Source organism: Vibrio genomosp. F10 str. 9ZD137 (assembly GCF_049974785.1).
GTDB lineage: Bacteria > Pseudomonadota > Gammaproteobacteria > Enterobacterales > Vibrionaceae > Vibrio.
In genome coordinates, this window is the sequence record NZ_JBNGCJ010000707.1 from 1 (window position 1) to 3141 (window position 3141).

At 41.4% G+C, this 3141-nt stretch carries 3 protein-coding genes; 1 reads left to right on the forward strand and 2 read right to left on the reverse strand.

What is annotated here, in order from left to right:
• On the reverse strand, positions 1-958 hold a 958-nt coding region (locus tag ACP45E_RS16830), incomplete at its 3' end, for an SLC13 family permease (protein WP_347229986.1).
• A gap of 623 nt (positions 959-1581) precedes the next feature.
• On the opposite strand from ACP45E_RS16830, the gene fadR reads away from it, so the two are divergent.
• Positions 1582-2421: a fatty acid metabolism transcriptional regulator FadR gene (fadR, locus tag ACP45E_RS16835; protein ID WP_017033859.1), complete on the forward strand. Its 840-nt coding sequence runs from the start codon at positions 1582-1584 to the stop codon at positions 2419-2421.
• Between the two features lie 147 nt (positions 2422-2568).
• On the opposite strand, the gene ACP45E_RS16840 is transcribed toward fadR, so the two are convergent.
• A partial coding sequence (locus ACP45E_RS16840; RefSeq protein ID WP_141707381.1) for a Card1-like endonuclease domain-containing protein occupies positions 2569-3141 on the reverse strand: 573 nt, incomplete at its 5' end.

The window sequence follows — 3141 nt, forward strand, 5'->3', positions numbered from 1 at the left end:
GGTGGAGTGCCAGTCCAACGATTAACCAAACCGCGATAGCTGCTTGAATCCAGAGCTTGGCAACATCTTGTTGAGTACGATTCTTTCTTTCTGCGGTATCGAAGTCGACTAAGATTTGTCGAACATTGTCGGGGAGTTCAGCGCCATAACCGAACACTTTCAGTTTCTCTACTAACACACATGTCAATAGGCCACAAACAAAGACAGGGAAAGTAACCGGAGCCATACGAATAATAAACTCACCAAACAACCATCCGGCTTGGTCAGCTATAATCAGGTTTTGAGGCTCCCCAACCATGGTCATTACCCCACCAAGTGCGGTACCCACGCCTGAGTGCATAAGCAAAGAGCGTAAAAATGCACGATAGTTTTCTAGATCGTCTCTTGTTAATTCTGAAAGCTGGTCATCTCGCGTGTGATCGTGTGAGTTGGTCGACCCTTGACCCGATGCCACTTTATGATAGATAGAGTAGAACCCGACAGCGACGCTAATAATGACCGCAATAACGGTGAGTGCGTCTAAAAATGCAGACAAGAAGGCGGCTGCAAAACAGAATGACACAGAGAGCATCGCTTTAGAGCGAATACCTAAGAGTATTTTAGTAAACATGAAGAGAAGCAGATTCTTCATGAAATAGATACCCGCTACCATAAAGACCAACAGAAGGAGAACTTCTATGTTGGTCACCAATTCATGTTTTACTTGCTCAGCACTGGTCATTCCAATCGCAATCGCTTGAATAGCAAGCAAGCCACCGGGTTGTAGTGGGTAACACTTAAGCGCCATAGCGAGTGTAAATATGAATTCGACGACTAAAAGCCAGCCTGCAACGAATGGATTAACAAAGAAAAAAACAATTGGGTTTATGATTAGAAATGAAATGATGGCAACTTTGTACCAATCTGGCGCTTTACCAAGAAAGTTCTTGATGAACGCATTTCCGAGTGACATCGGCATGGAGAATACTCTTTAATGTTGTTTAGGAATAGATGCGGTAGTCCGCTCGAATTCACATTAACCAAAATAATTGAAAATTATTTGATCCAACAGTGACTTAGTAAAACAACAATATCGTAACAAATTTGTGGCCTTGCCAAGTCACTCCCTGAGAATAACAAGCACTATTAACTACGAGCGCAACTCTACCCTTAGGATATTTTTAGTCAATAAAAAACACCTTTTCTGTGTAACATTTAGATACATTTCGAGTAAAAACGCGATCTAAGTTGGGTGTTTATGGTTGAATTGTTATCGTTATGTTAACTGTGAGGTGTCATCGTTTTCTAGGCGGTTAAATTAGCACTTATGGTCATTGATATTAGGTATTGGAACGATCTATCCATAGCGTTTATTTATGTTGATAAGTATGGCCACCATGAGTTACCACTAGCAAACGTAATAAAATAGCGCTCTATTGGAGAATTTTTAGCATAAACGGTAAAGATGCATGGGTAAATTTTAGACTAAAAACTCTATTGTTTGGCGTGTATCAGTTTTGTATCTCTTTGTTTCCGAACACCTTCAACTAGTGGTATGATGAGTAATATTAGACACAATAAAATTATACGAGAAAGTACTTAATGGTCATTAAGGCGAAGAGCCCAGCAGGGTTTGCAGAAAAATACATTATTGAAAGTATATGGAATGGTCGTTTCCCTCCCGGTTCCATTTTGCCCGCTGAACGTGAACTTTCAGAGCTTATTGGTGTTACTCGTACGACACTGCGAGAAGTATTACAAAGATTGGCTCGAGATGGTTGGTTGACCATCCAACATGGTAAACCGACTAAAGTTAACCAGTTTATGGAAACGTCAGGGTTACACATTCTCGACACGTTAATGACGTTAGACGCTGACAATGCCACATCGATCGTTGAAGATTTACTGGCGGCTCGCACCAATATTAGCCCTATTTTTATGCGCTATGCGTTTAAGGCAAATAAAGAGAGTTCAGAAAAAACCATCTCGTCTGTCATCGAATCTTGCGAAGCTCTGATTAACGCCAGTGACTGGGATGAATTTATGTCTTCCTCACCTTATGCGGATAAAATTCGTCAGCACGTAAAAGACGACGGTGAAAAAGACGAAGAAAGACGACAAGAGATTTTGCTTGCTCGTACGTTTAATTTTTACGATTACATGTTGTTCCAAAGGTTGGCGTTTCATTCCGGAAACAAAATTTATGGACTCATCTTTAATGGTGTAAAAAAGCTGTATGACCGCGTCGGAAGTTACTATTTCTCTAATCCAGAATCACGCGTTTTGGCCATGGAGTTCTATGTCCAGCTGCTTAAAGTTTGCCAAGAAGGGGATCGCGAGAAGTTGCCGTTAATTATTCGTAATTACGGTATGGAAAGTGCGCAAATTTGGAATCAAATGAAGATGACGCTGCCAACAAACTTCACCGAAGATGACAGCTAAGCATCGTTTTAACAGCTAGTATTGGCTTAATTTAATAGCCAATAAAATCAATGTCTTGCAGTGTTTAATAGCCCTATATTCGTATAGGGCTATTTTTGTATGGCGCTGTTAATGTATATGGAATGGCTACAACCTGGTACAAGTCGGCTACAGTTCTTCGCTACCACCCGCATCTTGAAACCATTCGCGTAGGTGATGTTTTAGATTCTTTAGCTCTTCTGGCCCAATCAGAGCGAGGCCGAGATCTTCGGCGCGAGTAATGTCATTATGTCTTAAAGGGCGAAAACTCACGAGCATAGCTCGAGCCTGTAAGCCCCCGAGTAAGTCTCTGAGGGATTCGAGTTTATACAGGGTGTCATCCCCATCATCACGCATGCCCTTGGTCTTACACTCTATAATATGCAGTTTATTATTCACAACCGAGGCGACATCAAGCTCATTTCGGACTTCTCGCTCACCCAGTTTACGATAGACTTGAACATTGAGCGATCTGTCTTGAATGGTCGGTAAATCATCTTGAAGTTGCTTAACGGTACTATGCACAAGAGTTTCTAACCATTCACCATTTGAAAACCTTCTCGCATCTTCATTAATAAAGGTGAGTTTGCCATTATCATAACTCGCGATTTGCGCGTCGACTAAATCGGTGAGAAGCATATTTAATTCTCTATAGCCTTGTTGCTTTTCTGAAAGTTCAACATCCAGTCGCTGCTCTTTTCG

Coding starts and splice junctions, on each gene's coding strand:
- fadR (WP_017033859.1), top strand. CDS start 1,582: ATGGTCATTAAGGCGAAGAGCCCAGCAGGGTTTGCAGAAAAATACATT.